At 59.7% G+C, this 24,501-nt stretch carries 21 protein-coding genes; 5 read left to right on the top strand and 16 right to left on the bottom strand.

The genetic code is table 11. The annotated features are described in order from the left end of the window. Positions 1 to 72 precede the first annotated feature (72 nt). Positions 73 to 978, bottom strand: a complete 906-nt coding sequence (locus B0E33_RS15750) for a DMT family transporter (protein WP_023003659.1) — start codon at positions 976 to 978, stop codon at positions 73 to 75. 132 nt (positions 979 to 1,110) lie between these two features. Here B0E33_RS15750 and B0E33_RS15745 point away from each other — a divergent pair, with 132 nt between their 5' ends. Further along, positions 1,111 to 1,566 carry a methylated-DNA--[protein]-cysteine S-methyltransferase gene (locus B0E33_RS15745; RefSeq protein ID WP_023003661.1) on the top strand — a complete coding sequence of 152 codons (456 nt, stop codon included), beginning with the start codon at positions 1,111 to 1,113 and terminating at the stop codon, positions 1,564 to 1,566. Positions 1,567 to 1,707: 141 nt separating this feature from the next. Here the strand turns inward: B0E33_RS15745 and B0E33_RS15740 are convergent, their stop codons facing one another. From B0E33_RS15740 to B0E33_RS15710, 7 genes are all read right to left on the bottom strand, one after another. Further along, the gene (locus tag B0E33_RS15740) at positions 1,708 to 3,681 is read right to left on the bottom strand and encodes a DNA/RNA non-specific endonuclease (RefSeq protein WP_156912421.1); all 1,974 of its coding nucleotides are present in this window, start codon (positions 3,679 to 3,681) and stop codon (positions 1,708 to 1,710) included. A 156-nt stretch (positions 3,682 to 3,837) separates the two neighbouring features. Then, complete coding sequence (locus B0E33_RS15735; protein ID WP_077291715.1) at positions 3,838 to 6,936, bottom strand: AAA family ATPase; 3,099 nt, start codon at positions 6,934 to 6,936, stop codon at positions 3,838 to 3,840. Beyond that, positions 6,933 to 8,666: a trypsin-like serine peptidase gene (locus B0E33_RS15730; protein ID WP_156912420.1), complete on the bottom strand. Its 1,734-nt coding sequence runs from the start codon at positions 8,664 to 8,666 to the stop codon at positions 6,933 to 6,935. The genes B0E33_RS15735 and B0E33_RS15730 overlap by 4 nt, the downstream gene beginning before the upstream one ends. A gap of 298 nt (positions 8,667 to 8,964) precedes the next feature. Then, positions 8,965 to 9,303 carry a cupin domain-containing protein gene (locus tag B0E33_RS15725; protein ID WP_077291713.1) on the bottom strand — a complete coding sequence of 113 codons (339 nt, stop codon included), beginning with the start codon at positions 9,301 to 9,303 and terminating at the stop codon, positions 8,965 to 8,967. After that, entirely contained in the window at positions 9,300 to 10,391 is a 1,092-nt protein-coding gene (locus B0E33_RS15720; RefSeq protein WP_077291712.1) for an alkene reductase, read from the bottom strand. The genes B0E33_RS15725 and B0E33_RS15720 overlap by 4 nt, the downstream gene beginning before the upstream one ends. A 20-nt stretch (positions 10,392 to 10,411) precedes the next feature. Next, a complete protein-coding gene (locus B0E33_RS15715; protein WP_077291711.1) occupies positions 10,412 to 11,083 on the bottom strand; it encodes an SDR family oxidoreductase in 672 nt (223 codons plus the stop codon). 1 nt (position 11,084) lies between these two features. Next, on the bottom strand, positions 11,085 to 11,474 hold the full coding sequence (locus tag B0E33_RS15710; RefSeq protein WP_077291710.1) for a VOC family protein: 390 nt from the start codon (positions 11,472 to 11,474) through the stop codon (positions 11,085 to 11,087). 117 nt (positions 11,475 to 11,591) lie between these two features. On the opposite strand from B0E33_RS15710, the gene B0E33_RS15705 reads away from it, so the two are divergent. Continuing rightward, a complete protein-coding gene (locus B0E33_RS15705; protein ID WP_208997637.1) occupies positions 11,592 to 12,470 on the top strand; it encodes a LysR family transcriptional regulator in 879 nt (292 codons plus the stop codon). A 25-nt stretch (positions 12,471 to 12,495) separates the two neighbouring features. Here B0E33_RS15705 and B0E33_RS15700 read toward each other — a convergent pair whose 3' ends face one another. The 6 genes from B0E33_RS15700 to B0E33_RS15675 form a co-directional block, all read right to left on the bottom strand. Then, positions 12,496 to 13,254: a DUF1311 domain-containing protein gene (locus tag B0E33_RS15700; protein ID WP_077291708.1), complete on the bottom strand. Its 759-nt coding sequence runs from the start codon at positions 13,252 to 13,254 to the stop codon at positions 12,496 to 12,498. 480 nt (positions 13,255 to 13,734) lie between these two features. Beyond that, the gene (locus B0E33_RS15695; protein WP_077291707.1) at positions 13,735 to 13,974 is read right to left on the bottom strand and encodes a hypothetical protein; all 240 of its coding nucleotides are present in this window, start codon (positions 13,972 to 13,974) and stop codon (positions 13,735 to 13,737) included. A 149-nt stretch (positions 13,975 to 14,123) separates the two neighbouring features. Next, positions 14,124 to 14,666, bottom strand: coding sequence for a MarR family winged helix-turn-helix transcriptional regulator (locus tag B0E33_RS15690; RefSeq protein ID WP_077291706.1), 543 nt, complete (start codon positions 14,664 to 14,666; stop codon positions 14,124 to 14,126). Between the two features lie 224 nt (positions 14,667 to 14,890). Next, positions 14,891 to 15,679, bottom strand: a complete 789-nt coding sequence (locus tag B0E33_RS15685; protein WP_062486936.1) for an ABC transporter ATP-binding protein — start codon at positions 15,677 to 15,679, stop codon at positions 14,891 to 14,893. A gap of 49 nt (positions 15,680 to 15,728) precedes the next feature. Continuing rightward, positions 15,729 to 16,889, bottom strand: coding sequence for an MFS transporter (locus tag B0E33_RS15680; RefSeq protein ID WP_077291705.1), 1,161 nt, complete (start codon positions 16,887 to 16,889; stop codon positions 15,729 to 15,731). Between the two features lie 178 nt (positions 16,890 to 17,067). Further along, positions 17,068 to 18,063: a putative metalloprotease CJM1_0395 family protein gene (locus B0E33_RS15675; protein WP_077291704.1), complete on the bottom strand. Its 996-nt coding sequence runs from the start codon at positions 18,061 to 18,063 to the stop codon at positions 17,068 to 17,070. 172 nt (positions 18,064 to 18,235) lie between these two features. Here B0E33_RS15675 and B0E33_RS15670 point away from each other — a divergent pair, with 172 nt between their 5' ends. After that, positions 18,236 to 19,039, top strand: a complete 804-nt coding sequence (locus tag B0E33_RS15670) for a creatininase family protein (protein ID WP_077291703.1) — start codon at positions 18,236 to 18,238, stop codon at positions 19,037 to 19,039. A 228-nt stretch (positions 19,040 to 19,267) separates the two neighbouring features. Beyond that, positions 19,268 to 20,206 (top strand): LysR substrate-binding domain-containing protein, encoded by a 939-nt coding sequence (locus tag B0E33_RS15665; protein WP_031270575.1) that lies wholly within the window; start codon positions 19,268 to 19,270, stop codon positions 20,204 to 20,206. A 276-nt stretch (positions 20,207 to 20,482) separates the two neighbouring features. On the opposite strand, the gene B0E33_RS15660 is transcribed toward B0E33_RS15665, so the two are convergent. Then, complete coding sequence (locus tag B0E33_RS15660) at positions 20,483 to 20,785, bottom strand: helix-turn-helix domain-containing protein (RefSeq protein ID WP_077291702.1); 303 nt, start codon at positions 20,783 to 20,785, stop codon at positions 20,483 to 20,485. A gap of 131 nt (positions 20,786 to 20,916) precedes the next feature. On the opposite strand from B0E33_RS15660, the gene B0E33_RS15655 reads away from it, so the two are divergent. Next, a complete protein-coding gene (locus B0E33_RS15655) occupies positions 20,917 to 22,356 on the top strand; it encodes a helix-turn-helix domain-containing protein (RefSeq protein WP_023003698.1) in 1,440 nt (479 codons plus the stop codon). Between the two features lie 270 nt (positions 22,357 to 22,626). Here B0E33_RS15655 and B0E33_RS15650 read toward each other — a convergent pair whose 3' ends face one another. After that, complete coding sequence (locus B0E33_RS15650) at positions 22,627 to 24,246, bottom strand: GMC family oxidoreductase (protein WP_077291701.1); 1,620 nt, start codon at positions 24,244 to 24,246, stop codon at positions 22,627 to 22,629. Between the last annotated feature and the right edge of the window lie 255 nt (positions 24,247 to 24,501).

Below are 24,501 nucleotides of genomic sequence, written 5' to 3'. Positions count from 1 at the left end.
CGGGTATTAAGACGGGAACTATCCAATCCCGTCAACCGCCTAAGGCCAGCGTACGGGCAGATGCAGCCTTGATCAGATCCCCTTCACGCGTTCCCGGTAGAGGATGTAGAGGCCTGACGCGACAACGATGGCTGCCCCGAGAATGGTCGTATACGTGGGCACGTCGTCGAAGATCAGGAAGCCAAGCGCGATCATCCAGACAATCTGCGTATAGATGAAGGGCGCCAGCACCGGTGCAGGCGCGATCCTGTGCGCCATGATGAACAGGAAATGCCCACCCGCACCAAAAGCGCCGGTCGCGAACAGCAGAACCCATGTCCACAGGTCCGGAGGCGTGACCCAGACCGAGATACCGGCCGGCGCCATGGCAATGGCTGCGACAATACCTGAAATGATCAGCATTCCGGCAGAGCTGTCTGTTGCCGTGAGCTGGCGTGTCAGCAGCGCATAGACCGCGTAAAAGGACATGGCCGCAACCGAATAGATCGCCGCCCAGTGCATACCGCCAAGTCCTGGCCGGGTGACCACCAGAACCCCGATGAAGCCGACAATGATCGCAATCCAGCGGCGTAATCCGGCCCATTCCCCAAGCAGCGGCCCGGCAAGCGCCGTGATGACGAATGGCGCGGCGAACATGATCGACATGGTTTCGGCCAGCTGCAGGTAACGAACTGCCAGAAAGTTGAAAATGGTGGTGCCGAGCAGACAGAACGACCGCACGATCTGCAGGACCGGCCGGTTCGTCTTCAGGAGCGAAGGTTTCTTCCAGACCTGGAACAGGACCAGGGACAGGATCACATGACTGACGAACCGCATCCAGACGATCTGCAGCGTCGGCAGGCTGGCCGACATGTATTTGGCCGTTGCATCCAGAACGGAAAAACTGAGGCAAGCCAGCACGATGAGACCGATCCCGGCGAGCGGCGCCGTGGCAGCGGCGGCATTGCCGGTCGAACGGTGCTGACTGTCATGCGCCATCGGCGGCGGCCCTTTTCAAACGATCATCCGCAGATGAAAAAGAGAGTAGCGGACATGTCCCGGCAGGAACGGTCCGGTTGAGATAATTGCACCAACCCACTACCTAACCTTAAAAGACAAGCGGGGGCGGTTATGCCGGTTGCAGAAATTGAAACATGGCTGGGACGCCTTTCCATTACGGAAGTTGACGGCGCAATCACCCAATTACACTGGAACGGGCCCTCTGGCAAAGAAGAAACACCGTTGCTCAAGGAAGCGGCACGCCAGGTACAGGCCTATCTTGCGGGTGATCTGAAAACCTTCGACCTGCCGCTCGCCCCGAAAGGCGGCGAGCTGCACCAGGCGGTGTTCAAGGCGATGCTCGCAATCCCCTATGGCGGAACCCGCACCTATGGCGACCTTGCCAGGGAACTGGACACATACGGACAGCCGATCGGCCAGGCCTGCGGCGCCAACCCGATACCGATCATCATCCCCTGCCACCGGATCCTGTCGGCAAACGGCCTTGGCGGATATTCCGGCTCGGGCGGTACGGAAACAAAGATCGCCCTTCTGAAACTGGAGGGTGGCTACCCGTTCCTGGTCTAGCGCAACTCAAGTCGTCGATATCAAACACCTGCCACTCCGGCCCTGCCGATAAAGGCAAAGACCGGAGCAACGGCAGGGACCTGCCGAGACGGATGCTCGGACCGATTGGTCATCTCACGCGCACAGCAGGCTCACATTTCCTCACAGGACCAGAGAATCTGCTCCCGTGATCTCGACAAACTGCGGTCGGCTGTCGGGCAGCTCAAGCTCGTCTGCAAGCGCCGCCAGCGGGTCTGCATCCCTCAACGGTCCGAAATCGAAGCCCGACAGGTCTTCCAGAAAGGCAACCGACACCTGGAACGTCTTGTACTCACCAAAGGCGAACCCTTCGACAGCTTCCGACTCGCGGCGGTCCTGCAGGTATTTCTGAATGGCCTGTCCCTGGCTTAACAGATAGGCGGTCGCGTGCAGGCGAAGACTGCCGTCGTCCTGCAAGGCATCCATCACCACCACTTTCCAGTACTGCAGGGGCAGATTGATGCCGACCCCATCGAGGAACGGATCCTCGTCGTCGTCGAAAAGGGGGCCTGTGAAGACCGTTGCCCGGAAGGCATGGGTCTTTGTGCTGTCGAGGATATGGTTTTCCAGACCTTGCCAGGTGGACCGGTTCTGGTTGAGGGAGGAATGCTGCGGCGAGGCGTTCGTGTAGTGGAACGTATCGTCGTTTGCCAGTTGCGCCACCGGGCGGTCATCGCCCCAGTTCGGGTCCTCGCGCCGGACCATGTGTCCCCGGTCCAGATCTCCCGGGAAGTCGCCTTTGCCGAGTTGTGCTTCCACAGGAATGCGCCGATCGAAAAACCACTTGTCCGGTTTCTTGCGTTTGATCTTGATTGCCTTTTCGCCGTCGATGTTGACGACAGTAACCACGGGGCTTCTGCGATCGACATCATAGAGAAGCCCGAAGTGGGTATAGCGCAGCTCATGCGGACGGCCGGCGAGCGCATCCGTCGGGCTGGCCAGATTGAACATGCCGTCCGGCAACTTCGGAAAGTCGACCTTTTTCGACAGGAAGTTGGGATCGTAGCCGTTCCGGCCGATAAAATGGTTCGGGTCGTGGAAACCGTCGGCCACCTCCTGTTCAAGGCTAGCCTCGACCAGAACCTGCGTGGGCCGGTTGCCTGACAGAAGATCCCGCAATGTGCTCGCCCTGACAGCGCTGTTGGCAATTCCATAGGCTCCGGCGAAGTGCAACCCAACCACCTTGTTGCGATCAAGGCTCAGGATCGGTGAGCCGGAGTTTCCACCGAGCGTGGTGCAGTCGTGGCTGAGCACGGTTCCCGGCTCAACCGGCATCATCTTGCCCGGAGCAAACCGCTTCACATCGTAGAGGCCCTTGAAATACTTCTCCATTTCGGTGCGGTCGTTTCGGCTGTCGAAGGCCGGATAGCCGATCACCGCAACGATCTCGTCCGTTTCCGCGTCCGTATCCACCAGAGGCAAGGGCGCCACGGCGAAGCCGGCAGGTTTTTCGATCCGCCCGATCGCGACATCGGCGCTGGCATCATCTGCAAGATAGGTGAAGCGAAGGATCTCGACCGGGCGCTCGTCTGACGGCAACGCGCCAACCTCTTCGTTGAAATCCACGCGCGCACCGTAACGGACCATCGTGAAGGGCGAGCGCATGAAGACACCCTCTCCCCTGGCGTTTCGGCGTGCGACAATCTTGGCCACGTGCCGGTTGGTCACGACCAGAAGATGCCGGCCATCGGCTTCTTCTCCAACCACCCAGGCGGTTCCGCCCCAGGTCATCGAGTGGTTGATGAATTCAACCCGCCCGATCGAGCCGATCCAGTGTTCGTTCCGCTTGATCTTGATGTCTATGTCGGCACCGAACTCATCCGGCAGCGGGATCAGCGAGACCGCGCCGTTTTCAACAACCATCGGCGGCCGGGTAACCAGTCGCACGATGGCTTCCAGTTGCGTCAACGGCGTGCCGGCGGCTTCAAGCTGGCCGAGGGACATATCCAGCGCATCAAGCGTATCCGGTATGTCCAGTCCAAGTTGCTCAACAAAGGGGTGTCCTGCCTCGATGGCGCGTTTCGCAGCCTCAAGCCGTCCGCCCGATTTCAATGCTTCGAGCCGTCCCTGACTTTCCAATAATGCTCGCGTGTTCATGGAAATTCCTCCAATATCAATGTCTGTATTATTGTCCGGTATTCCCCATAGGTTCGGGCATCGACGAGGCTTGCGGCCTTGCCGGAAACACGGAACCTGAACAGTGCCCGGTTCTCTCCTTTCTTTCGTGTTTGACGAACCTGCAAACGCACGCGACTAGAACAATGTCGACGCGTCGACCGGTTCGTTTCTTTTCGCAGCATCAGCCCCGATCACGGCCAACGCCGCTGTCAGGGCTGGCCCCATGAGCCTGGGTGCAAGGGCAGCTGCAATGTCCTGGGCAGAGCCCGCGGTCATCGCCATTGCCAGAGGCCGCATCAGCCGTCGCTCGAAAACACTCCGGGCACGCCGGGCCCCTTCTTCCGTGTCGGGATAGTCGGCCGCATAGGCCAATCGCCGCAACAGCGCACGGGCGGTTGCCGGCGGATCCTTCCGCGAAAGCAGACTGTTGACCCGCGCCATCAGCAAGACATCGCTCTCGCCGTTGCCCCAGTAAGACGGCGGCGTACCCGGGTAGGACCAGATACCGCCACTGAAGCGCCGCCACCGTTCGGCCGCCCGCGCAACCGTCGGCGCATCCGGAACAGCATTGAACACTGCAAATGCCCCTACCCAGTCGCAGGTAAGGCCCAGTGCCCCCAGAATTTCCGGTCCTTCGATCTCGATGTCGCTGGAATAGCGTTCGAAACTGTCGAAGAGATCAGGCGTTCCCAGCATCTCCAGCGTTTCATGCAACCCCTCGTAAAAGCCGCGCAGATATTGCGCCATGCGCGGACTGTGCTGAATGCGTGCAAGAACGCTCAAGGGCGCGATCGCAGGGTTCATTCGGGCAATGGTGTGCTGATCCGTGTCGGGATGCTGCTGTCCGGTCATGATCGCAAACCGCTCGGCGCGGTTGGCACCCTGCCGGATTGCGTCAGCCGGGTACTCCGAAACTCTCTCGCCGAACCTGAAGACGGACATGGCAACCGGATCCAGGATCTCCACATACTCCGGCCGCCCTTCCTGGCTGGCCATGAGAGCGAATTCCAGCGCCCCCTTCAGGGCAATCCTGGAACCCTCGGAACGCGCCTGCCAGGCTGTTGCCGCCAGTTTTTCATCACCCCGCAACCGGGCGACAAGTCCGTCGAAATCCGCTTCCGCCTCGATTTCCAGCAGGACCAGCCCGTAGAGGCCCGGGTCTTCCCGGCTCAATCGTTCCAGCAAGGATTTCGGCAGCTTCCGCCAAAGGGACATGGCCCGCGCCCACTGGCCGGAGAGCCAGAAATAGGCAAGCGTTGCCGCGGCCTCGGGACGGGAAGGTGAGGGATTTCGCGGAAAGGCGTTGTTGAGGGTGAAGATATGATCGGCCTCGAACACATCGCCCCGCCGAAGGGTCAGTTCGAGTTCGCGGACCAGTTCCGGCTCGACCTCCTCCGCTTTCGAAGTCGGAACCGGTTCGGATGTTCCCTGCTCGCTGCTGGTGTAGCGCGCCCGGCGTGAGCGCTCGCCGCGCTCCTGCAGAATGGCGTTCGTCGCCGGAAGAGGAAGTTCGTCCAGTTCATCTTCGCTGAGGCCCGCAACGTCGGCTGCGGTGAATTCGGGCATCGGGTCTCCGGCCCGCGTCGCCTGGAAGGCATGATAGAGCGCGGTCTCACGGTCAAACCCGGCGAACCAGTTCGCCGCCGCCCGGTCTATTCTTGCGGCCAGCTCCGGCTTTTCGACGTAGAGCATAGGCAGGATTTCCCGCCGCAGGTCGCTGCGGTGTTTCAGCCAGTCCTGACCGTCAACGGCCACCAGCCAATGGTGGTTGCTGAGTTCCTGCCAAAGTCGCCTGGACGCAGCTTCGTCGATATGCTCACCGAGCCCGAGCGCCGGCGCCAGAACGAACTGGATTGCCTCGGCGCTGATCCGGCGCAGGACAAGACCAGGGTGTGCCAGCTTCGCCAGCAGCGGGTCGTCAATGCGCGAAAGGATAGCCCGGTAAAGATAGGCTTCCGTGATGCTGCCTGCTTCGCCGTATTCCAGTTCGCCCGGATCGAAGTCCTCCGCCTGCGTTACCTTGGCTGAAAGCCGCAGCATCAGCGGGTTGCCACGCGAAAGTTCGAAGATCCTGTCATGCAAATCCGGCGGAGCCCCCAACTTGTCCAGAAGATTGCGGGATTCCGTCTCGCTCAGGCCTTCCAGCTCCAGAGGCGGTCCCTCGATGCGTTTGCGGACGGAATCGAGCGCATCTCCCCGTCCGGCCGCAATGATCGAGATCGGCGACAGCCCGGCCCGCACCAGATTGTCCAGAACCTCGAACAGCAGAATGGGCCGGGTTTCGCCATGACCGCGCAACACTTCAAGCGTATCCAGCACCAGGACCACCTGCCCGCCATGCGACCGCACCGCAGCGCCCATGGCATCGACCAGCTCGGTCGGCAAAAGGGTACTGCTCACCGTCGTGCCGGTCGTTTCCGCATTGCCGGAATACTTGAGCCTCAGATCGCGCAGTCTGGGGGCTTCGTCTGTCAGGATATCGCCCAGTTGGCGGGAGAGCTCATGCACCAGCTTGTCGGGATCTTCCAGGTTCAGCCCGCGCCGGTCGAAGTCCAGGCGCAGAACGATTGGCGCCTTTTGAACAGACCTGTATTCCGCCATTGCCCGGTCAATCAGAAAGGATTTGCCGATGCCCGGCAGGCCGGTGATGAACAAGGCGCTGACAGGTGTTTTTTCCTGGGGCCGCGCGCACCAGTCGAGCAAGCGGGCCAGTTCCTTCTCCCGGCCAAAAAACTCCCGGCTCAGCATGGCATTGGCCCGCCTTGCGGCATCCACGCGGTTCATCACTCCGCGCAGGCGCACCAGCAACGGATAGGCAGGCGCACTCGGTCCGGCCCTGTCGAGGTCATCGGATATCTCTTCGATCCGTTTGAGCTGATCCTGCTCGGGCAGATCCGGTGTCTCCGCAATCAGTCGTTCGATGGTCTCCTGCGAGAACGGTTCCTCCCCACGCAGGGCTCTGGCAACAGGTGTGTCTTCCTCCGGTGTTTCGATGGTCTTGAGCACACCATGGCGCGGCCCGTTGCGAAGTGACCAGACGGGCTCGGAGGAAATTTCCAGGACGACCTTGTTGAGCTCCGTCAGCAACCGGGCAATCGTCAATGGCGTCAGCTTGTCCTGCAAGACCTTGGAAGCTGCCTCCACCGCATCACGCGGCGTGAAGGTTTTGCGCGTTGCGGCAAACCGCATGGCCGCCTTCAGGCCTTCCGCGAGCTGATCACCGTCCTTGCTCATGGCGATGATGCTCCTTGGGCCGGAAGCAACGGTGCGAGAGACCTTTGCAGATTCTCCGACACGGTTTTCACTTCCGCACTGCGATAGACCGTTCCCTGGGCTTGCACGCCGTGAAGGGCCTGCATCAGAACGAAATCGACCACATGCGTCGGCAGGCCAAGCCCCAGCGATCGGTTGATCGCCTCAAGCGTATGACGGACATCCTCGCGGTCGAACTGGCCGATGTAATCCACCATCACTCCCGGCCCGGTCAGCGCACTGGCATTTTCCGCCTTTGGCCCCGGAACGCTGTAGGTCTCGCCCCCGGCCATGACAAATCGAAGACGCGTATCGCTCAGGATCATTGCCAGAAGCAGTTCCAGTTGCTGTTGTGCCGCCTTGCGCAGGCCTCCGCGCGGATTGTCGAAATAGATCCAGCTCGGCCTGTCCGCGGTCGCGCCGGTCGTCTTGGCCAGGAGGTCCACCAGTTGCCTGGCACGATCCTTGTCGCTCGCCCCTTCACTGGTTTCGTCGTCCGCAGCCCCGGGCCGCGCCAGCAGCGGCGTTCCGCCATGCAATCTCTCGTTCAGCGTTTCCAGCAGGTCTTCCATTCCCAGAGACAGTTCAACCCTGAACACCTGCGCCGCTTGACCGTTCTGCGCCAGAACCTGACACAAGAGATCGTAGGAAAATTCCAGTCCCGTCGTCTGGTCGATCTCCATCCGCTTGATCCAGATCCCGCGCAAGTGACGGGCGGCTCCCCGCACAACGTCATGGATGGCATGACAATAGCGTTGCCGCCCAATAATCAGATGACCATCGACACGCCCCGTCAACGAATAGATGTAAGGCGGTGCCCGGTCCTCCGCAATTGCCTGGGTAAACTCGTCTATGCCGGCGAAGGTGGCGTAAGGAACGATCTCGGACACACCATTCAGCTGTCCCTGATGGAAACCGGCGAATGCAAGATCCGTGTCGAAAACCGACCCGCCTGACGACCCGGGTCTGGTGACACCGTCCTCCCATTCCAGTTGGATACGAGGCGGATCATCGATCGTCGCACGACCGGTAACGAAGGTGACGCCCCTGCCGTTGTCGTCCTGTCTGTGGCTCAGGCAAAGCTTTCTCCGCCCGGTGATCCACGCCGGAGGTTTCGCCGGCAATTCGTAATACGTTGTCATCGGTTGCTCGATGGCGAGCAAGGCGACATCCGGGTTGGCACGCAGGATATCCCCGTCCTGCAGGCCGACATCCCATTGATCGTCATGGCAAGGCATCTCGAAACGCACACCAAGCACGCGCAGCGACTTGCTCCCTTCTTGCGTGCGAACCGTGAGGCCGGACCGGCGCTCCTTCCGCTTGTCCTTGACCGTCACATGCCAGGCGGTCAGCGCGAGCCGGTGAGACACGAGTGTCGCGATACCGCAAAATCCTATTTCATCGAAAACATACAGCTTGAAGCCCAGCATCTTGTGCGCGAAATCACCGAGATCCTCGAGGTCGAAATTGGCGGCGTTGATCGGCTCGATTGGTTGGGTGAGGTGGAACATGAACTCCCAGCCGAGATTTTCCTCGTTCAGAAAATCAGCCAGCAGTTCTTCAAGAGGCTGCCCGGTGATGCCCGCCGTGCTGCGCAAGGCATCCAGCGTCATCAGGGAATCCGTGAACCCCTGAACCCGGCGCAACACCCTGTCGACAGCCGCTTCATTCTGCTCCAGATGCTGCTTCAGCTCTGCACTGGTTACCGGCATGACCAACACCGTATCGAGAATCGTTAAAACAATGGAGCCTGTCTCTTCGAGCCGGCACGTCAGTCAACCGCCGACGGTCGGATGAGAATATGCGTCTTGTCGGTCAAAATACGGCCAACCGCACGTTCTCCCAGGCTTCGGAACCCAAGGACACAATTATAGCGTCATTCAAGCTGAAAATAAACGCACAAGTATACGCCGCCTGATGCTGCCGCAGACGCTGAAAAGGACGGTCCTGTGCTCGCAGCAAAGCAACAGGTATCGTCCTCATTCCACTCGTCCTGACGCCGAAACCCGTTTACCGAACGAATTCGACGGTCACGAAAACAAGTTCCGCTTCGCCCGTGTTGGTGAGATCGTGCACGAAGGCCGTATCCGGCGACAGATCTGACATATGCCGGGTATCACCCGCCCTGTAGGTCACGTCCAGAATGCGGCCATCCGCCTGACGTGAGACGGCCTTGCCATCGGTCAGGACGGTCCAGAAATACGGCCGCTCGTGCCGGTGGGCAGGCAGTGTCTCGCCCGGCGCCAGTCGGAGATGCCAGACTTTCACGCCGTTTTCTTCCGACACCAGATGCGTCCCGACCCTGTCGGTCGCCATTGCAATCTCTGCCTTGCTCATTGGTGTGGTCATGCTGCCACCGGATAGCTTGTGTATCCTGCGGCATCGCCACCGAAGAGCGTCGACCCATCGAAATCGGCAAGCGGCACTCCGTCCGCCAGGCGGCGCGGAAAGTCCGGGTTCGCGATGAAAGGACGACCGAAGGCAACGAGGTCCGCATATCCATCTGCAAGGATCCGGCCTGCCTTCACCTTGGTATAGCCGCCGGCAACAATGACGGTACCGGAGTAGGCCTCTCGCAAGGCAGCCCGGAAGCTTTCGGGCGTTTCAGGCGCGTCGTCCCAATCGGCCTCGGCAAGATGAACATAGGCAAGACCGATTTTGTCCAGTTCCCCGGCGAGCTTCAGGATCGTCTCAGGTGCTGCCGGATCGTCCATGCCACGCTGGGTGATGAAGGGTGAAAAGCGAATGCCGATCCGCTCCGCCCCGATGACTTTTGAAACGGCTTCGGCCACTTCCCGCGCAAACCGGATACGGTTTTCCTGACTGCCGCCATAAGCATCCGTCCGCCGATTGGAGGTCGATCGCAGGAATTCGTCGATCAGATACCCATTGGCGGCATGGATCTCGACACCGTCAAACCCGGCTGCCCTGGCGTTGGCTGCAGCTGTCCGGTAGTCCTCGACGATGGCAGAAATCTCTTCAGCCGTGAGTGCTCGCGGAACGGGACATTCGATCATGCCACCCTGCCCGGTCTCCGGATCAACCGCCCAGATGGACGCACCCGGGGCGATGGCCGAGGGAGCAACCGGCTGACCTCCACCCTGGAATTGGGCATGGCTCATGCGGCCGACATGCCAGAGCTGCAATACCATGCGTCCGCCTTTTTGGTGAACGGCGTCCGTCACCTTGCGCCAGCCATCGACCTGTTCCGCCGAATGGATGCCGGGAGTGAAGCTGTAACCCTGGCCCTGTGATGAGATCTGCGTGGCCTCGCTGACAATCATCCCGGCGCTTGCCCGTTGGGCGTAATAGTCCGCCATCATGTCATTGGGCACGTTGCCCGGCTGCGTACTGCGCGAGCGCGTCATTGGAGCCATCACGATACGTGACGGCAGGGCAAGGGGACCGAGGTCATATCGGTCGAACAGGCTGGTCATGGAAAGTCCTTTCACAAACGTCAGTTGATCAGGGCGCCGCCGTCAACATCGATCACGGCACCGGTCATGGAAGAGTTGTCGATCAGAAGGAGATAGGCTGCCGCCACATCCGCCGGTCTTGCGAACCGCCCGGCAGGGAGGGTCTCTGCAGCCTTGTTCAGCATGGCTGTCCGGGCGGCCGGATCCATTGCGGCGTAAGCGGATGTATCGGTAAGGCCCGGGCTGACGACGTTGACCCGGACGGGAGCAAGCTCCTTCGCCAGCACCTTGGCACCTGCCTCCAGCGCTGCATTCATTGCGGTTTTCACAAAGGTTCCTGGAACCGTTCGCCGCGCCAGAAAACCGCTGGTGAATGTTATGGTACCGCCCGGTCGAACATGCTTGGCCGCGGCTTGCGCCACCGCGACCGCACCCCAGAATTTCGTGTCGAAAGCGGTTTTGGCTGCCTCGAGATCAAGACCGGACACGGGTCCACCCGGTGCCTGGCTGCCGGCCGTGAAAACCACATGGTCAACCGGACCGATCGCGGCGAAATAGACAGCAACCTCTTTCGGGTCTTCAACGTCCAGACCATTGGAGCGCCCTGCGCGCAAGACCTCTCCCGGCCGGCGTGCCAGCGCATCGGCCACGGCACTTCCGATGCCGGATGTGCCGCCAATGACCACGGTTCTTGTTTCCTGGGTAAATGCCATCTCACGCACTCCTTTGGTCGGTTTCCCGGAAGACGGTTTCAATCAGCTGACCGGTGGGCGTGCGAAAGAACAGACGACGCTCGCCCAGTTCCGACAGCTCCATGGGGGAATAGGCAATGCTGAGCCGTTCCAGCTTTGCCCGGAAGGCCTCGTAACCTTCGAGGCGGAAACCGATGTGGTCCCAGCCGTCGGCCTGCCGATCCTCTTCGGCGTGTGGAGGAATTCCGATCAGATGAATGAGAGGTTCATTGCCGTAGTAGAGCCAGTGCCCCGGAATTTGGCGGATGCGGCGAGGACGCGGACGCTCCTCCAGATCGTCGAAGACCTGAAGGAAGAAGGCACGTGTCGTCACGAGATCGTGGGTTCTGATGGTGATATGATCGAGCAGCATCCCGTTTCCTTTCCGGCAGCAATCATCGGACTGCCTTTGTTGCCCACGAACCTAATGCTTGCGGCAAGGCCAGATAATTGAGACAATTCCGAAACCTAAATTCGGAATTTTCGAATAATGATGGACAATCTCGCGCTGTTCGTGCGCATTGCGGAAACGGGAGGCATTGCCTCCGCGGGCAGGGAGATGGGCTATTCCCCCGCTACGACGTCCGAGCGGCTGGCAGCGCTTGAGGCTCATTACGGCGTCAGGTTGCTGACACGGAGCACGCGCGCCCTCAGTCTGACCGAGGAAGGACGTTTGCTGCTGGACGGCGCCCGCCGCCTGCTTGCCGAGGCGGAAGAGTTGGATGTCCGTATCCGGTTAGGCGCGGAAAGACTGGCCGGACCCATTCGCCTGTCGGCACCGCTTGACCTCGGCAGAACACGCCTTCGGGCTGTGCTGAATCGGTTTCTGGAAGCTCATCCGGACGTGACGATCGATCTTCACCTGAGTGACGGTTTCGTGGACGTTGCCTCGCAGGGGTACGACGTTGCGATCCGGTATGGCGAGTTGAAGGATTCAACACTTATCGTCCGCAAGCTTGCGGCCAACGCCCGGATTGTCTGTGCCGCTCCGTCCTACGTGGAACGCCATGGCCGTCCGCACCATCCCCGGGACCTTGCCCGGCATGATTGCCTGCTGATGCGTTTTGGCTCCGAGCCCGACAATTCCTGGCAGTTCCTGATCGACGGCAAGATAGTGCGCTGCCCGGTCAGTGGACGGCGCACGGCAAATGACGGCGGGCTGGTGCGCGACTGGTGTCTCGCCGGGTTCGGGATTGCCCGCAAGTCCCAGTGGGATGTTGCTGAAGACCTGGCAGCGGGCAAACTCGTGCCATTGCTGCGGGAATTCGAGCTGCCCCCCGCCGGGCTACAGGCTGTTTATCCAAAAGGCCGGTCAGGGGTGCGGCGGATCAAGGCCTTGCTGGAGGAACTGGAAACTGCATTCAAATGAACGCAGTCCAGCCGACAGCGATTGGTCAGTCGTATTCGGGCCAGACTGCGTCCCCTGCCCCGTCCGGCAGGTACTCCAGCCGTCCCTTTTGAATCTGCCATTCGATGAAATATTCGCCCGTACTCTCGACGACGGGTTCAGCGCCCCGGACAACCGGGTCGAACAGGGTCAGACGCTGGGAATGTGCACCCTTGTGGCAAACCGCGACAAAAAGCGGACGTTCCGGGTCTTCGCGCATGGTGTAGATACCGTCCTGCTCGCAATTGTCCGCATCACCCGAACAAAACGAGCAGCCAGAGATATCGAGTGGAACGACCTCTCCGGACACACTGTCCGACACGACGATCCGGGCGTCTGGCGTGGGCTCGAATGTCCACGACAGGGAGCTGCCCACAATCTCGACCGCTTCCCCTGGCACCGGCTCGCCCTTCCGGCTTGCGTCTTCGACCAGTTCGTAGGAAGGGCACCACGGATTGGCAAAATCCTCCAGTAAAGCCAGCGCCTCGCTTTGCTGAAGTGCCAGCGTCATCTCGCAGGACGCCATGTTGATATAGGACGCGGTATTTCCCGGGAGCTTGCCAAGCAATCCGCATTCGCTCTGGCGCAGCGCCTCCCAGGTTTTTCCACCTTCAAACAGCTGTTTCGTATGCGCGGGATTGCAGAGCCGTTCAGCGAGTTTTTCGCGTCTGCGGTCCAGTTCCGCCCGCCGTTCCGCTGCCCGGTCCTCCAGGCACTCGCCACAATCGCGGCGCCGCCGATCCGGTTCGCTGGATCCGCCTTGCAAGACGCAATCTCGGCTTCAAGACCCGCGGGCAATTTCGGTTCGGGATCAGGCGTCTGCGCGGTTGCCGCTGAACTTGTTCCGGCAAGGAGGACAATGAATGCCAGGAAAGGCCGGAGGGTTTTGCCGTGATCCAGCGTCGCAGAGAGCCGGGCAGCTTTGCCGCGCCTGACGGCTGTGGATTGCCCGAGCCAATTCTTTCTCCCGCCAGTCACCGCGACACTCATGACATTCCCCCAGTTGCTGTTGACCACAGCGGTTGCTTGCGACGTCCTCGACAATCTTCATAAGCCGGATCAACCGTTTGTGAAACGCGAATGCTCTAGCGCCGGAGAGCAGAGCCCTGCATCCCCCAGATGGGCCATAGCCGGTAGACACAAAAAAGCGGCGAACGGTCCAGCCGTTCGCCGCGTGTTCATCTCGTGCCGGTGCCGCTTTCTCCGAAGCGTCACCGGTCGGTTTCAGCCAGGATGGCAGCGATGTCTAGAGCATCATCAATCCGATGAAGACCATCACCACCGCCAGCACACTCCAGGCCATGAGCTCCTGAAATTGAGACTGACGAGATTTGACCTCGCTCCAGGTGCGGGCTTGCGCACCGTGTCTCAAACCGAATTGCGGGTGGTTGATGGAAGCATCCGACACGTGCCGGAACCGGTCTCGCAGCTCTGCTGCCCGGCGGGCACCGCGGTCCTCGTTTATCGTCCGATACCTCAGTTGCATGTGTGCATCCTCCGTATGTGCCAGTCTGGCTGCGACGGAGGTAAGAAGCACAACGCCCCTTTTCAAATGACGGATTTGTAATCTTTCCCGGCCGCCCTGCACATGGTGCCATCTGGCGGCTGACGGGAGATTCGGCAGCCAGACGCGGATCAGGCCACTGAAAGTTCCTTCGTCTTGGCCTTGTCTATTTCCTTGGCTTCGGCTTCCGCGACTTCATCGCCGTCTGTGTCGAAATCGGCCTCGTGTTCCGGGTCGTCGTCGACGGAAATCGACAGGTTCTTCTCGACCTGCCGCAGCAGCTTCCGCAGTTTCTTGCGGTCCTTGTCCTCCAGACCGGACATGGCTTCCCGTTCCAGACGCTTCCAGGCCTTGTCCACCGACAGCACCAGTTCACGGCCGACATCGGTCAGATAAACGCGGGCAAGACGGCCGTCCGTGTCGGAAACCTGGCGGCGAACATATCCCTGACTGGAAAGCCGGGTCACCATCTTGGTGACGGTGGGCGGCTGCACACCAAGCGCGAGAGCCAGCTGGCTCATTGTGCGCCCGTCCGTATCTGCCAGAACCTTCAGCACCAGTTCCTGGCCGGGGTGCAGCCCGATTCGCATGAGATGCGCCCCGGACCGGGCCCGCTGCGCCTTCGCCGCCTGAACCAGTCGAAACGTTATGCTTTTCTTGTAATTAAAAGCCATCGCAGCAACCCCGTCTTCCAATCAACTCGAATCACGTTCATCAATGATGCGGCGGAACCCTAGCGGGAGTATTTAACCGTCAAATGACACTCGCCCGGGAAAAGTCGATTTTACTGAGACTGCGCAGACTTGGCGCCTGTTATCCAGCTAACTTTTGATGCACCGACCGCTGAAGTGCCTCTGTCGAACGGTGATACAGACCACTAACGGACATCCGACGCCTTTCAAAGCGCGTCAGCCGGCTCCAGTGCACCATGCAGCGCATCGGAAACCTCACGGCAATATTGACTGTATTCGGCGGAGGTCCGGAAACTGTCTTCTCGCGGGTAAGGTGCGTCGATTTCCATCTCGCGTATCACCCGGCCTGGCCGCGCGGCCATCACCACGATGCGACTGGAGAGATAGACGGATTCGAATACCGAATGCGTCACGAAAAGCACGGTCCAGCCGAAGGTCTTCTGCAGGTGCAGCAGGTCGTTGTTAAGCTTGAACCGGGTGATTTCATCGAGCGCGGCAAAGGGTTCGTCCATCAGAAGAACTTTTGGCCGGGTGACAAGCGCCCGGGCAATCGAGACCCGCATCTTCATGCCGCCGGATAACTGACGGGGAAAGTCTTCGGCAAAGTCGGCCAGTCCGACAGTCGCAAGTGCTTCCATCACCCTGTCCCGGGCAGCCTGGCGAGATACGCCTTTTAACCGCAGTGGCAACCAGACATTGGCAAAAACCGTTGCCCACGGCATCAGGGTCGGCTCCTGGAACACGAACCCGAGCTCATGTTCCTCCTGCCCGCTTCGCTCCGCCGGCCAGGAAACGGTGCCCGTGCTGGGATCGGACAATCCGGCGATGATCCTGAGCGCACTCGACTTGCCGCACCCGGATGGCCCAAGCAGGGACACGAATTCGCCCTCACGCACATCCAGGGAGAAATCGTCGAGCGCGGTTGTGCCGTTTTCGAAAACCTTGCCGATACCGTTCAGGGATACGACGACGGGGGCCTTCTTGTGTGACGTCATGTGATCGCTTCCAGCGTTCCCGTTATGTGAACCGTCTCCACAGTGCCCGTCAGTCCTTGACCTTGAGCGCCCCTGCAAGCAGCGGAATGGCAACCGTCAGCACCGCAACGGTGATGAACGACGCTCTCAGCGAGAGATAGTCGCCAACAAAGCCCAGAAGCGGCGGACCGAACAGAAAAGCTCCATAGCCAAGTGTCGCAACGGCCGCAAGGGCAGCCCCTTTCGACATGTGCGGATCACTGGCTGCCCGCGACATGGCAAGCGGAAACAGCACCGCATATCCAAGGCCCATCACGAAACAGCCGGCCCACACAGACCACAGACCTGCGCCGGAGACCAGCAGGATGCACCCGAGCAGCGCGACGATACCGCTGACCCGTGCTGTCGGCACCGGCCCGAAGCGGGCGATCACCTTGTCACCGGACAGGCGCATGATCACCATGGCGATAGAGAAAATCGTGAAAGCGGCGGGCGCGATCGACTCGGCAATGCCAAGATCCTCGATCTGATAGAGCGCGGCCCAGTCCGTAACTGCGCCTTCGCCCAGCGCTGCCACCAGCGCCATCAGCCCGACCAGCACCAGAGCCCCCTTGGGCAGAGCGAAAAGCGGTGCCTTGCTGCCATCTTCGTTTTCCGTCTTGGTCTGCGGCCAGGATTGGCGCCAATACCAGACAAGGAATGGCGCCGCGACGATGCCCCACAGGACAAAATGCGACAGCACGCTGAGATCCGCCATGATCGCAAGCCCGCCGGCCAGGGCAGCAACACCCGCACCCAGGCTGTACAGCCCGTGATAGGAGGACATGATCGGACGCTCCAGCGCCTTTTCCACTTCAGCACCCCAGCCGTTCATGGAAATATCCAGCGCACCAATGCTCAGCCCTGCCAGGAACAATGCCGCTGTCAGCAAGGCCACGTTGGGCGAAAGACCGATCAGAACGAAACTGATGATGTTGGCGACCGCCAGCAACTTTGTCATGGGGGCCGCGCCCAGGCGGTCGATCAGCATTCCGGTAATGGGAAAGGCGACAAACGCACCGCAAGCCATGACAAGCAGAAGAATGCCGAAGCCGCTTTCATCGAGCCCGGTTGCAGACTTGATATTGGGAATTCGCGATGCCCACGTACCGATACTGGTTCCGCACATGAAGAAGATCGCCGAAACGACACGACGCGCGGCAATGGCTTGGCGCTGAATTGAAACTGACATGGAGCTAACATTTTCTGGGAGGGCGAGCGCCCGAAAGGGAGCCGTCTTTCTGTCACGCAAGTGCCAGCCTGACAAGCATCATTCCGGGTGAAATAAGCAGCGCCTTAAACCAGCTTCCGCGATAGGAAAAAATGCCTGCAGCCAGGTCTCGATTCTGTGCAGGACCAGGATTGCTGGCTCAAGTGGCCAGCCCGGACAGACGGGACTGGATTTCATTGGTCCGCTCCACTGCGGACTGATAGGCGGAAATGGCTGCAGCGGTTTCCGCCCGGGCCCTGTCCCCGCTCGTTCCGCCAACAGTCTCGGCACTATCCGAGCCGCCAGAATTGTTCCGGCCAGTCGTGCTGTCCGCACCGACAGTCTCAAGATCGGGACCGGAGGCGGAATTGACATTCCCGTCGTCATCATCCCCGGACAGTTCTTCCGACTTCTTCTGCCGGACTTCTGCCTGCGCTTCGGAAATCTGGGCCCTTGCCTGCTGCGCCACCTTCAGATCCTGAGAAGACGGATCGGCAGGTGCGGTCGCAGCGCGAATGACAACCTGCATCTTGCGGATCGTGGCTTCCGGTGTGCGTTCCTTGGAGGTATCGATCTGGACCTCGCCCCCTATGGCATACCGCTTGCCGTCCGGTCCCTGCTGAAAGGTGTAGCTGGGCGCCCCGGCATAAGCACCGCCAACACGGGCATGTGCCTGCTCATGGGCACGGACTTCCTGGTCACGCTGTTTCAATTTGTCGACCTGCTTTTCCTCGGCCTGGTCAAGGCCGTCGCCATCAGTATCTTCGTCCTTTGCAGCATCATCCTGCGCCTGACCAGCTCCACCGCTGGCGGCTTCGGCCTCAGCATCAGCACTGTCGCCAGCAGGCGCCGAATTTGCGGGCGTTCCGGTCTCGGTCTCTTCGCTCTCGGGAGTTCCGGGTGCAGTTGCCTGGCGGGATCTACCTGGCGCATCGGCAGAACCGTCGACTTCCTGCAGGGCGATCACGGCTTGTGCGGTCAAGGTCGGCGTATTGCCGGCACGGGCAGAGATTGCCTGGGCACTTGCCTGGCTTGCACGCGCAGAAGCCTGGTCCCGGCCCTGGGTATTTTCCCCAGAACCAGGATCGCGTTCGGCCGCGACACCGCTTCCTCTTAGGATCGTTGCCGGCGTATTTGACAGGATTGCGCCGATCATGGCGCGAATTGTCCCAAAAAGGCGTCAGCAAATTCTAAACACCGGTTAAGAATCCAGCATCATAAGTTCGTGAAGACCCACTCGCTCAATGGCCGTTCTGCTACCGCCTCTTGCCTGCCCGGACACGCTATGCAAAGGAGAAAGTGACGTATCTTCAAAGCGGAACGGATCCATGCTGCCCAAGCCTTATTGGCAAGACATGACAACCCTCGACTTTCAGTCGCAAGGAGTTGAAGACTGGATCGCGGTTCTTCCCGTTGCGGCCATCGAACAGCACGGCCCGCATTTGCCACTGTCGACGGACACGACGATTGCAGAAGGTCAGGTCAAGCGGGTACTCGAGCTTCTGCCCACTGGTCTGCCTGTCACTTTCCTACCCGTACAGGCCGTCGGCAAATCGGACGAACACATCTCTTCACCCGGCACATTGACCCTAGCCTGGGACACGGTCACACGCGCCTGGCTAGAGCTGGGCGAAAGCGTCGCTCGTGCCGGAATTCGCAAACTTGTGCTGATCAACTCCCACGGCGGCAACGTTCCTGTTCTGGATATCGTGGCGCGGGAGCTGCGCGTGAAACACGACATGTTCGTCACCGCCACCAACTGGCTGCGGTTCGGTCAGCCCGACGGGCTGTATGCCGACGCGGAATTCACCTACGGCATACATGGCGGCGACATCGAAACATCACTGATGTTACATCTGCGTCCTGATCTTGTCCGCATGGAGCTTGCCACCGATTTTCCGTCGGAACAGCAAACCTACCTGCAGGAATTCAAGCATCTGCGTGGCCACGGCAAAGCCCAATACGGATGGAAGGCGCAGGATCTAAACGAAACGGGCGCGCTCGGCAACGCCTCGCTGGCCACGGCTGAAAAGGGTCGGCAATCGCTCGATCACGCAGCACGCGGCTTTATCGAGCTGCTTGAGGACGTCAACAACTTCGATCTTGCAAGGCTCTGGTCACCGGCACCTTGAGACCAGCCGGAAATCGTCCCGAGCTTGTCGGGACGGCTTGAGCTTACGCAAAGGGAAGCATTCGATTTCGTAATATAGCAATATTACGGAATCGAAGCAGGTATTATTTGCGTTTATTCAGCTAAACCCACAAGAATACACAACAATTCTCTGCATGTGTTGACCTGCACCTGTTTAGGCGACACATTAATAAAGGTGGAGATTTGAGAGGGCGGTTCTCGCAGAACCATGAATCTTTCTATTCGGCAACTGGCGACCTTTCGAGAGGTCATGCGAAGTGGCTCGATTTCTGAAGCCGCGCGTACGCTTGGCCGGACGCAACCTGCAGTCAGCTCCACAATCGCGGGTCTTGAAACCGAACTGGAATTGAAACTGTTCGTTCGCGAGCAAGGCCGACTGGTTCCGACACCGGAAGCGGAATTCTTCCTGGAAGAAGCGGAAGCCATTCTCAAGCGGCTGGAAATTTCCAAGCGCACCCTGCGCGGTCTCGCCAACCGGGAACACGGCCAACTGCGGGTCGCAGGCATACCGGAAGCGACGGCCGATTTCCTGCCCAACAGCCTGTCGAAGTTCATTGCCGACAAGCCAAGCGTCAAGGTTGCCCTGGCCAGCAGAACGTCAGCCGAAATCGAGGAACTGATCGCCGCGCAGCAATTCGATATCGGATTTGCAGAAACACCGAGAGCCCGAAATTCCTTCGACCAGATCGACTTCGACCTGGAATGCATGTGCGCGATCCCCGCGACCGATCCCCTGGCCTCGAAGGAAGTCATTACCCCGACTGAACTGGATGGATATCCGCTGGCGCTGCTTCATTCAGAACATCGCAGCCACCGGCAGACACTCGCCCGTTTTCGCGATGCCGGAGTTCGTTTCAACCAGCGCTTCGAACTTCAGACGGCCTGGCTTGGGCTCCGCTTCGTCGAAGCAGGCCTCTGCGCCCTGATGTGCGACATGATCACGGCCTACAACGCGCAGGAAAAAGGTCGGCTCGGCATGGGCCCGCCCATGATCGTCTTTCGTCCGTTCCGGCCGCGCATTCAGAACAGCCTGTCGATCCTCACACCGACCCACCGGCCGATTTCCATTGTCGCCAAGGACTTTTGCGACTTCCTCGCCGCGGAGGTGGAAAGCATCCGCACATCCATGATCAAGCGGACAGCCTGATAGTTTGCCGGAAACGTCCGGCTCGTAAGTTCAGTGGTGTCGGGGAGCAGGTTTTCGACGAAATGCGAGCGACTGACGGCGGTCTCGCCGTCAGACTGGCTGCGGTTCGCGGTTATTTTCTCGCGTTATGCCGCGGTCGATGGGGCTTGCACAATCTGTCAGACGCACGCCTGATCAAACAAAGTCGAGCTGGCTGCACCGGTATTTCAGTTTGACCCACCTCCGGACACCCACAAGTTTCTGGCTGGATGTCCGGAAGGCTGGTCTGTCACCAGATCAGGCGGCTGCGTTCTGGAAAATCGCGCTGTTGGCAGCGACGATGGCAACCGCATTGGTGCGATTTTTCGCCCCGAGACGAGTGATCGCATTGCGGATATGCGCTTTGACGGTCGCAATCGACACGTCCAGCTCATAGGCAATCTGCTTGTTCACCTTGCCTTCGCACAGCTTCACCATGATTTCCAGCTGGCGCGGCGTCACCAGGTCGGTGAGGTTGATCGGCCAACGGATGCCTGCGGCGAACGGGCCGGCGCTACCATTGACTGCGGAACTTGTCGGCAAGGCGAAATGAGCGGTCATCACTATGTTCCTTGGGTTTGTATTCCTCCGTGGTGGCAGGACTTTTCATGATTATCCGGCTATTGTAAAATGTTAAAATGCATACTGCATAATGTTAAAGTTTTGCAATTTGATCCTGAAGGATGCCAAGCGTGAGCAAAAAACTCTATTCCGGCCACACGTTGAGGCAAATCCGCTCGGATTTCGGCCTTTCCCAGGTGGAGTTTGCAAAGAAAATCGGCCTGTCCACCGCCTATGTGAACCAGATCGAAAACAACAACCGCCCGGTCACCGCCTCGGTGTTGCTAACGATTAACAGGATCTTTGGCGTCGATCTGTCGGCTTTCGAGCAGAACGACCTCGACCGGGTGGTGCAGGATCTTCAGGAAATTTTCGCCGACACCCAGTTTCTGACAGCCTCCGTCGGCCGGCAGGAAGTGCATGAGCTGGTCACTCGGGCACCAGGCGTCACCAAGGCGATCATGGATCTTTACGGCGCGCTGCGGACCTATCACGACCGGGAAGCGAACGAGGACGATCTGGTCCAGCTCGGCGGCAGTCCGGAAAGCGGTCCCGGACCTCGGAAATCCGCTTATGAAGAGGTCCGCGACTATTTCCACTACATGGACAATTACGTCGACAGCATCGACCGGGCCGCAGAGAAGCTCTCGCTGGAGATCGGACTTTCGAAAGCCCCTTCGAAGTTCACCGCCCTGACCACCTGGCTTCAGGAACGCTTCGGTATATCAGTCACGGAATTTCCGGACTATCGAGGCACGTTGATCCGTCAGGACGATTTCGCCCGCACCATCGCGCTCTACAGTGCCATTCCGCAATCGACCAAGAGCTTCCTGCTTGGGTCAGTCGTCGCCGAACTGTGTGTACGAGACCTCATTTCGGAAGAGGTCACCAAGGCAAGGTTCAAGACCAAGTCGGCGGAAAGCATCGCGCGGTTGGCCTTGCGGAACTATTTCGCGGGCGCCTTGATCCTGGCCTATGACGACTTCCTGAAAACCGCTGCGGAAACCCGGCACGACATCCAGCTTCTGTCCAACCGGTTGGACGCCAGTATCGAGACCGTCTGCCACCGTCTGTCGACCCTGCAGCGCCCCGGCGCCAAAGGTCTGCCGTTCTACTTCGTTAAGATCGACCGGGCCGGCAACGTCGTCAAACGCCACAGCGCAACCCGGTTCCAGTTCGCCCGCTTCGGCGGCTCCTGCCCGCGCTGGAACGTCCATCAGGCCTTTGAACAGAACTCCAACAAGTTCACCTCGCAGGTCGCCCAGATGCCTGACGGAGTACGCTATCTTTGCGTGGCGACCAGCATCACCAAACACCAGCCGGACTACCGCAGCGGCGAGCGCCGCTACGCGCTTGGTATCGGCTGCGAGGTGCAATATGCCGATGCGGTCGTCTATGCCGACGGGCTTGCGGTCGACGAGATCTCCTCGCCCGAGCCCATTGGCGTCAACTGCCGCATCTGCCCGAGGGACAATTGCGACCAGCGCGCCTTCCCGGCCGTCGACAAGGAACCTTTCATCGATTCAGGCCAGCGCGGCATTGTGCCATATCGGGTGAAGGCGGCTGATTAGGTGTGAAATTTCAGAGGCTTGCCGGACACGCCGCAAGCAACTCAATTCAGGTTTGCTCAGCTGAAGTTAGCGCGACTCAGTTCAGCCCAACCAACTTCCCCCTCATCCTGAGGAGGACCGTCAGGTCCGTCTCGAAGGATGGGCCGCTTGCCCAGAATATGCCGCCCATCCTTCGAGACAGCGCCAAGGCGCTTCCTCAGGATGAGGCAGTGGGTGGGCAGATTTCAGCAGAATGGACCAACCACACCCAATTTCTCCGACCAGTGCCCCTCAGCCCCGTTGCTCCATCCGGATCATGTCCGCCGCCTTTTCGGCGATCATCACCACGGGCGAAGCCGTGTTGCCGGAAACGATCTTCGGCATGATCGAGGCATCGATAACCCGAAGGCCATCGAGACCGCGAACTTTCAGCTGAGGATCGACAACCGACTGTTCGTCCGGACCCATCCGGCAGGTTCCAACCGGGTGGAAGATCGTGGTGGCGATATCGCCGACCTTTTTCAGAAGGTCCTCGTCGCTGTCGACCTGAGGCCCCGGCAGGATTTCCTCCGGCTGGTAGGCCTGCAAGGCCTTGGCCGTCATGATCTCCCGCGCCTGACGTACGGACTTGAGGGCAATGAGCTTGTCCTTTTCCGCCGACAGGTAATTCAGCTTGATGTCGGGTTGCTGCCCACTATCACGGCTCTGGATATGTGACGCACCAACGCTTTCCGGACGAAGGTTGCACACCGAAACCGTGATTGCCGGGAACGGATGCAGCGGGTCGCCGAGCTTGTCGGTCGAGAGAGGCTGGACGTGATATTCGAGATCCGGCGTTTCAAGCGACGGATCTGACTTGGTGAACATGCCGAACTGGCTGGGTGCCATCGACATGGGTCCGGATCGCATCAACCCGTATTGAAGCGCAATCGAGGCTTTTCCGAAAAGACTGTTGGCCATGGTATTCAGGGTCTTGGCGTTCTTGACCTTGTAGACCGTTCGGATCTGAAGGTGATCCTGCAGGTTCTCGCCAACGCCAGCACGTTCATGCTTCACCTCGATGCCGTGCTGCGACAGCACCGCGCCATTGCCGATGCCGGAAAGCTCCAGGATCTTGGGTGAATTGATCGCCCCCGCAGCCAGCAGAACTTCGCGCTCCGCCCGCGCGATCCTTTCCTGCCCCTTCACGGTGAAGGTAACACCGGCTGCGCGCTTGCCTTCCAGCAGGATCGACTTGGTTTCGGCATGGGTGATCAAGCGCAGGTTCGGCCGTTTCAGTGCCGGGCGAAGGAAACCTTTCGCCGTGTTCCAGCGAACGCCGCCATTCTGGTTGACCTCGAAGAAACCGCTGCCTTCGTTGCTGCCGTCATTGAAATCCGCACGCGGTTCGACACCGAACTCCCGTGCGCCTTTCTGAACGGCTTCGAGGATTTCCCATTTCAGGCGCTGCTTGGAGACTTTCCACTCACCGCCACCGCCATGCAAACCTGACTTTCCGGCATGATGGTCTTCCGACTTCAGGAAATAGGGCAGCACATCATCCCAGGACCAGCCGACGTTGCCAAGCTGACGCCAATGGTCGTAATCCGCCGCCTGGCCGCGCATGTAGATCATGCCGTTGACGGACGTACAGCCACCCAGAACCTTGCCACGCGGATAGACCAGGCTGCGTCCGTTGAGGCCCGGCTCGCTGGCTGTCTTCATCATCCAGTCGGTGCGCGGATTGCCAATGCAAAAGAGATACCCGACCGGGATATGTACCCAGTGATAATTGTCCGAACCGCCTGCTTCCAGAAGCAGCACCTTGACCGAAGGATCCTCGGTCAGCCGGTTTGCCAGAACACAGCCGGCCGTTCCGGCCCCGACGATCACATAATCGTAGGTTCCATCGAGTGAAGTCGGACCGCTCATGTCGTTTCCCGTTTCCTGCCCATTCCCTGTCCGCAGTCTTTCCTGCTGCGGTCCAAACTTCGATGATCTGCATCATGCCGGACCAGGCAATCTTCCGCCAGCACTGATGAGACCCTTTAACACCCTCATCCTGATCAGGTTTTCTGTTTCTTCGCAAACTCGAAAAGAGACATATGTGGGCGCTCGCCGATGCGAATTCGCCTGGCTGTTTCCCTCACACTAGAAGATCCTGACGTTTCGGCAATTCCTCCAAGA

It is taken from the genome of Roseibium algicola, from assembly GCF_001999245.1.
GTDB classification, from domain to species: domain Bacteria; phylum Pseudomonadota; class Alphaproteobacteria; order Rhizobiales; family Stappiaceae; genus Roseibium; species Roseibium algicola.
Note: the sequence above shows the minus strand (reverse complement) of the source record. Positions and strands in the feature narration are given on the sequence as shown.